Genomic DNA, 7,192 nt, shown 5'->3' on the forward strand with positions numbered 1-7,192 from the left:
GATGGGCGTCCCACGCGTCGGGGGCGGTCGTTTCCGGGGCCAACAGACCTTCCTCTACGGCGCGTTGGGCGAGCCATACCTCGGCGGGCGTCCGGTGCAGGCGCGCCAGCCGGTGCTCGGCCATGGCGGCGAGGTTGGTCCGGCAGCAGGCCGCGAGGCGTTCGGCGTAGGCACGGCCGGACACCGACAGCCGTCCCCCACCATCACCGTTGCCGCTCAACTCGCGGGCGAATACGGCGTCCACCTGTCGTTCGTCGTACGCGGCGAGCCGTTGTCCGGCGCCTGGTGGCGGCGGATCGAGGAGGTGGATGGCATCGACGGGTCGACCGTCGGCCTCGGCAAGTGCCGCCATGGACAAGGCAGTCCAGGCACCGAACGACCAACCCGCCAAGCGCAGGCAGTAGTTCGGGTCCGGAAACGCGGCTCGCACGGCTTCCAGGTAGTGCGCGGCACGGTCGGCGATCGACCGGGCGGGCTGCGCCGGGTCGCGTAGTCTCGGGTCGGCGATGAGGCAGACGGTCAACTCGTCGGGCAGGGCCGCCACCAGAGGCCGGTAGGCCTGGATGTCGCCGCCGACCGGATGGACCAGGCACAGCACGTCCGGGCCCGGTCCGCGCTGCCACACCTCCACGTCCACTCCGGCGGCGGACGCGCGAGTGCCGGCGTCGAGGTTGCCGAGGTGTCCGAGGATCTCGGTGAGGCTCACCCGGTGGCTGAGCCGGGACAGGTCGATGTCGGTGCCGTAGCGGCGTTTCACCTCGTCGATGAATTCCAGCAGGGTGAGCGAGTCGGCGCCGAGGTCGTACAGCGCGGCGCTCGGCTCAACGGTGTCCACGCCGAGCAAGTCGACCAGTATCTCGGTGAGTTCGGCCGTGGGATCGCTGTGCGCGGGGTGCGCGGAAGGTACCGGGTGTGCGGAGGGCGCCGGTCGTGCACCGGGTACCTGCTCATAGAAGTAGCGAGCCTCCACCAAGGGCGTGGTGTTGACCATCAGGTGCGGCAACTGCAGGTGCAGGGCGCGTTCGAAGACCGCGGCGCCGTCCTCGGGGGTGAGCGCCACCTTGAGGTGCTCCTGGTGGCGGGCGTCAGCGGTCAGGGCGTGCTGCGCCATGCCTACATCGCGCCAGGCGTCCCAGCCGATGCTCATCCGGACGGTGGTGGCGTCGTCGCCGGGTGGTGCGTGGTGGGCGTAGGCATCGAGGCAGGCGTTGGCCGCCGCGTAGTCGAACTGTCCAACTCCCCCGAACCGGGCCGCCATTGACGAGCAGTAGGCGGCATAGTCGGGGTCGTGCTCGGCGATGAGCCGTTCGACGAGCAGGGCGCCACGCAGTTTTGCCGCCGTGGCGCGGCGCGAGGTTGCGGGGTCGCGGCGGGCGATGAGTCCGCCGGCGGCTGTGCCCGCGGCGTGGACGATGCCTGCGAGGCCGTCGAGGTGCGGGGCCAACCGGTCCGCGACCGTGGTCAGTTCGTCCGTTGCGAGGTCAGCGGGAACCAGTGTGACGCGGTCCTGGTACGGCCGTAGCGCGGGCGGTGTCTCGGTCCCTCGGGCGACGAGGACGACGCGGTTGCCGGGGTGCTCCAGGAGGCGGGCGGCCAGGGTGGCGCCGATGCCTCCGGTGCCGCCGAGCACCAGGTGGGTTCCGGGGGCGGCCGAACGGACGGCGTTCGGCGGGGAGTTGAGGCCCGTAACCGGTTGGAGCGTGCGCTGCCACCAGAAGCCGTCGCGCAGAGCGGTCGCCGATGCGGTGATCGTGTCGTCCAGGAGCAGGTCGGGCAGGTGTGCCGCCCAGTCGGCCGGGCGGGGTCCGGGCAGGTCGGTCCAGCGCAGGGTCACTCCCAGCTCCTGCCGGGGCACTTCGAGGGCGGCGGCGAGCAGGCCCGCCTCAGGGGCGCGGACGGGGCCGGTGACCGGCTGCGCCCCGTGGGACAGCAACCAGGCGCGTGGCCGTACGGCATCCGGGATGTCGGCCAGAGCGCGGGCGAGCGCCGCGACGGTGTCGAGGCAGGCCAACTGGGCGGCTTCCAGGGCGTGTTCATCGAGGTTGCCGTCGAGGGCCAGCGGCAGCGCATGCAGCCAGTCGACCCCGGGACCGCCGGTACGGGTGACCCGCTCCAGCACGGCGGCCAGTTGCCCGGAATCGGCGGGATCGGCCTCGTAACGGTCCTCGTCGAGACGGGCGAAGGCCTCCCCGGCGCACACGGTCACCACCCGGGCGTAGTGCCGCTCCAGGAACCGCCACGACTCGCCGCCCGCATCCGTGACCACCACGGCGGTGCGCCGCGGTTCGTGAACGCCGGTGCGGGCGCGGCGCAACCGTGTCCACTGCGGCTGGTGCAGCCACTGGTCAGCGGGCAGTCGCTGCGGGCCGGCCGACGGCGCGGACACACCGGCTGGGGCCGCTACGGGCGTACGCGCGAAGTCGTACTCCGCCGTCTCGAAGGCGGGTGGTGGGAAGTCCCAGGGTGCGGACGCGGGACCCTCGGGCCATACGAGGGTGTGCCCGGCCGTCCATTCCTCGGCGAGGGCACGGGGGTCCCGGTCCTGGGTCGGGTGGCCGGTCCGCGGGTGCGGCGCCGTGATGTCGGAGAGGGCTTCGAGCCATGCGACGGCGGAGCCGGCGTCCGGGCAGACGGCCGCCGCCCGGTGGCCGAGCGCGGGCCGTCCTGCCTGGAGGTGGCGCAGGACCTGCGGATAGGTGTCGGGGCGCGCCCTCAGGTATGCGGCAATACGGCGTCCGTCCGCGCGTACCGTGGCCTCGGAACTGCCGGAAAGGACCAGGCACGGCACCAACTCGCGCGTGGCATGGGCGACTTGCGCTGTATCCGGTTGTTCGAGGAGCAGATGGGCGTTGGTCCCGCCGATGCCGAAGCTGCTGACGGCGGCCACTCGCGGCCCGTCCTGCGGCCAGGGTTCGGCCGCGACCGGTATGCGGAACGGGCCGTCGTCGATCTCGGGGTTGAGCCGGTCGAAGTCCGCCGTGGGCGGGACGATCCCGTGGTGCACGGCGAGCACGGCCCGCACCATTCCCACAACGCCCGCAGCGGCGCCCAGGTGTCCGATCTGGCTCTTCACGGAGGACAGCGCGACGCGCGCGTCGTCCGCCAGTCCGTACGCCTGGCGCAGCGCTGCCACCTCCACCGGGTCCCCGAGGCGGGTGCCGGTGCCGTGCGCCTCCACATAGCCGAGGTCGGTGCCGCTACGGCCGCTGCGGTGCAGGGCGGTGCGGATCGCGCCGCGTTGCCCGGCCAGGGCGGGGGCGCTGTAACTGAGCTTGTCCGAGCCGTCGTTGTTGATGCCCGAGCCGGTGATAACGGCGTAGACGGTGTCTCCGTCCCGGCGGGCGGCGGCGAGGGGCTTGAGGACGACGACGCCGGTTCCGCTGGCCCCGACGGTGCCGGCGGCGTCCGCGCTGAAGGGTCGGCAGTGGCCGTCCGGGGAGAAGATGTGCTGCGGCCGGTAGGTGTAGCCGTCGGTCAGTTCGGTGTCGACTAGGACACCGCCGACGAGCATCACGTCGGCGTCGCCCTGCCGGAGCAGCCCGGCGGCGACATGCACGCCGACGAGCGAGCTGGAGCACGCCGACTGCACGGTGAAGGCGGGGCCTGTCAGGCCGAGGTGGTAGGCGGCTTTGGTGGCCAGGAAGTCCTTCTCGTGGTGCAGCGCGAGCCGGAAGGTGTCGGGCAGTTCGGCCGACTCCGCCTCGCGCAGCATGCGTTGGAAGTAGGTGTTCTCCCCGCAGGCGGCGAGGAGTCCGACCCGGCGGGCTGTCGGGTCCCCGATGCCGGCGTGGGCGAGTGCCTCGACGCAGTTCATCAGGAGCTGCCGCTGTTGGGGGTCCATCAGCCGGGCCTCGTGCGGGCTGATCGTGAAGCGGCCCGGGTCGAAGTCGAGCATGCCTGCCAACTGGCTGCGGGCGCCGACCCGGCCGTCCGCCGTCGGGAAGTGCTCGATGCCCCGGCGGCCGGAGACCACCAGGTCCCAGAAGGCGGCCAGGTCAGGGGCGCCAGGCAGGCGTACGGCCATCCCAATGACGGCGACGGGTTCCTCGGCCCGCTCCCCCGGCGGCCGTGGGGATTCGGCGATGACGGCGGTCGCGACGGCGCCCTCCGACGCGCGTCCCTCCACAACGCGGGCCAGCGCGCGGAGGCTGACGTGCTCGAACAACTCCGGGACGGTGAAGGCGAGTTCGTCCTCGCCCGCGCAGCGGAGCTGGAAGCGCATCAGGTCCAGGCTGGTGGCGCCGGCGTCGAAGAACCGCTGATCCATGCCGACGGCCTTTCCGGTCACCGTCTCGAACAGCGTGGCCAGCCGTCCTTCGAGCGATGAGACGGCCGGAGCCGACACGTCGACGGAGCGCAGCTCCCGGCCGGGGGCGGTGTGCGCGGCCCGGCGGTCCAGCTTGCCGCTCGGCGTACGCGGCAACTCCGTGAGGCGGCGGAAACGGCTGATGCGCACGTAGGCCGGCAGTAACCCGGCCAGATGGTCCGCGAGTTCGGTCGGATCGGGGTCGCCGCCCCGGCATTGCAGGCACGCCACCAGCTGCCCGCCCTCCACCGCCGCGACCGCCTGGGTCACACCGGGATACTGCAGCAACGCGGCCTCGACCTGCCCCAGCTCCAGCCGGAACCCGCCGAGTTTGACCTGGCTGTCGTCGCGGCCCGCGTAGTGCAGCAGGCCCTGCTCGTCGAACCGGGCCAGGTCGCCGGTGCGGTAAAACGTCCCGCGGTCCGGGTCGTCGGTGAAGCGGTCGCGGTTCGGCGTCTCATCGCCGTCGTCGACGCCGACGTAGCAGCGGTCGGCCATGACACCGCCGATCAGCAACTCGCCGGTGACTCCGGTCGGGACGGGCAGACCGCCCTCGTCGACGACACGCAGGACGGCGTTCGCCACCGGACGTCCGATCGCGGGACGCAGCGGCCAGGCGGCGGGGTCGCCGTCGAGGCACAGGCCGCTGACGACGTGGGTCTCGGTGGGCCCGTAGTGGTTGAACAGCCGGGCGTCCGGCAGACCGTCGAACCAGCGGCGGATCGCATCGGTGCACACCAACTGTTCGCCGGCGGTGACGACTTCACGCAGCCGGGACGGGAACTGCCCGGTGCGCACCCCGTGTTCGGCGAGGAGTTGCAGAGCGACGTACGGCAGGAAGATCCGCTCCGCTCCCCCGGTCTCCAACTCCCGCAGCAGAGAGGGGACATCGTGCCGCCAGCCGGGCTCCACCAGGCGCAGCAGGCCGCCCGAGCAGAGGGTCGTGAAGATCTCCTGGAAGGAGACGTCGAAGGACAGCATGGAGAACTGCTGGGTCACGGCGGGCCCGCTCAGCCCGCCGTCGGTGCGCTGCCAGGTCAGCAGGTTGCACAGGGTCCGGTCGGTGACCTGGACGCCTTTGGGAGTGCCGGTCGAACCGGACGTGAACAGGGTGTAGAGCGGGCGCAGCCCCTGGTGCGTGGGCAGTTGTACTGCGGTGGGGGTGTCGGCGAGGGTGAGGATGTGCCGGGGCAGGGACAGTGGCGCGATCGCGTCGAGGACATGCTCGTCCTCGGGTGTCACGAGGACGCACAACGGGTCGGCCTGGTCGAGCACATGCCTCAGCAGGGGCGGCGGGTAGGCGGGGTCGAGGGGTACGACGGTGAGATTGAGGCGGGCCGCCGCCAGGAGCGCCACGACATGCTCGACGGAGGGCTGGAGGTAGAGCGCCACGGCCGCCTGGGCGGCGGGATCGGCCGGGAGGCGGGTGCCGAGTGCGGCCGCCAACCCGGCTGCCTGTGCGTCGAGTTCGCCGTAGGTGAGGGTGGTCTCGCCGGTGGTGACGGCCGGGGCGTGCGGAGTGCGGGCCACCTGCCGGGCGAAGCCGTCTGCGACGGAGGTGAAGTCCGGTGCGCGCGTGGGGCCTTGGCCGTGGTCGGGCAGGGTACGGCGGTAGCCGGCGACCAGTTCGTGCAGGGTGATGTCCGTGTCGCCGGTCAGGTGGTCGAGTGTCTGGCGGAAGAGGCGGGCCGCGGCCTGGGTGCGTTCGGCGCCGATGTCGTCGCGGTACTCCCACAGGCAGTCGAACCCGCCCTCGTGCTCCACGACCGACAGCGTGAGGGCGCACTTGGCGCCGAGCGGCTCGGGCCACAGTGGCCGCACCTCGCAGCCGTCGAGGCGCAGTGCCGAGAAGTCGGTGTTCTCCAGGACGAAGAGGTAGTCGAACAAGGGGATTCGCTCGCGGAAGGCGCGGTCCGCGAGGACGTCGGCGAGGGCGACCTCCTGGTCCTGGAGCACGGCGCGAACGGCATCGGAGTGAGCCGAGAGCTGAGCGTCCAGTGAGCGGTGCGGCTCCAACGGCAGGTCCAGGAGCACGGTGTTGGCGAACATGCCGACCGTGTCCGCGAATTCGGGGCGGGGCCGGTTCACCACCGGCGTGGCGACCAGCGGACGGCTCTGCCCGGTCACGCCGTACAGGCTCGCGGCGAATGCGGACACCAGCAACTGGAAGCGCGTCAGGCCGAGTTGTGCGGCCCGACGGTCCAGCGCGCTGCGGCGGACCAGGTCCAGCGAGGTACGCAACAGGCGGGCTCGTGGCGCGTCCGGCGTCGGCAGGGCGGGTGACGGTTCACCGTCGCGGCCGGAGTGGGAGCGCAGCCGGGCTCGACGGTCCTCGTAGGCGGGGGTCGTGTGCCAACTGCGTTGCCAGCGCGCGAAGTCCAAGGGTGTGAAGGCTGCCGACGGCTGGACGCCCCCGCCGGCGCAGGCGTCGGTCAGGTCGTGGAGAAGAAGGTTGAGCGACCAGCCGTCCACGGCGACGTGGTGCAGGTGCAGCAGGAGCAGTCCGCCGTCGGACTGCCCCACCCAACCGGCCCGCAGCATCCGGACGTCGCCGAGGTCGAAGCGGTGGTCGAAGAACCGGTCGGCGGTGTCCTGCCACTCCTCCCCCGGGCGGGCTTCGAGGCGCTGCCACGGGTCGTACGGATCGCCGGCCTGTTGCAGCAGCCCGTCGGGGGTGGGAACCAGCCGGGTACGCAGGGCCACGTGCCGTTCGACCAGTGTGCGCACCGCGCGATGCAGGGCCGCCGTGTCGACGCGGCCCTCGACGCGGAAGGCCAACGGCACGTCGTAGGAACGGTTTTCGCGCTCGCGCTGATGCAGGAGCCAGAGGCGTTCCTGCTCGCTGGTGGCCGGCGCGATCGGTTCGGCGGAGGGGGCGGGTACGGG

At 72.2% G+C, this 7,192-nt stretch carries 1 protein-coding gene; it reads right to left on the reverse strand.

What is annotated here, in order from left to right; translation table 11 throughout:
• On the reverse strand, positions 1 to 7,192 hold a 7,192-nt coding region (locus tag AC31A1_RS43005; RefSeq protein ID WP_489658519.1), incomplete at both ends, for an SDR family NAD(P)-dependent oxidoreductase.

Source organism: Streptomyces sp. P5F9 (assembly GCF_057961495.1).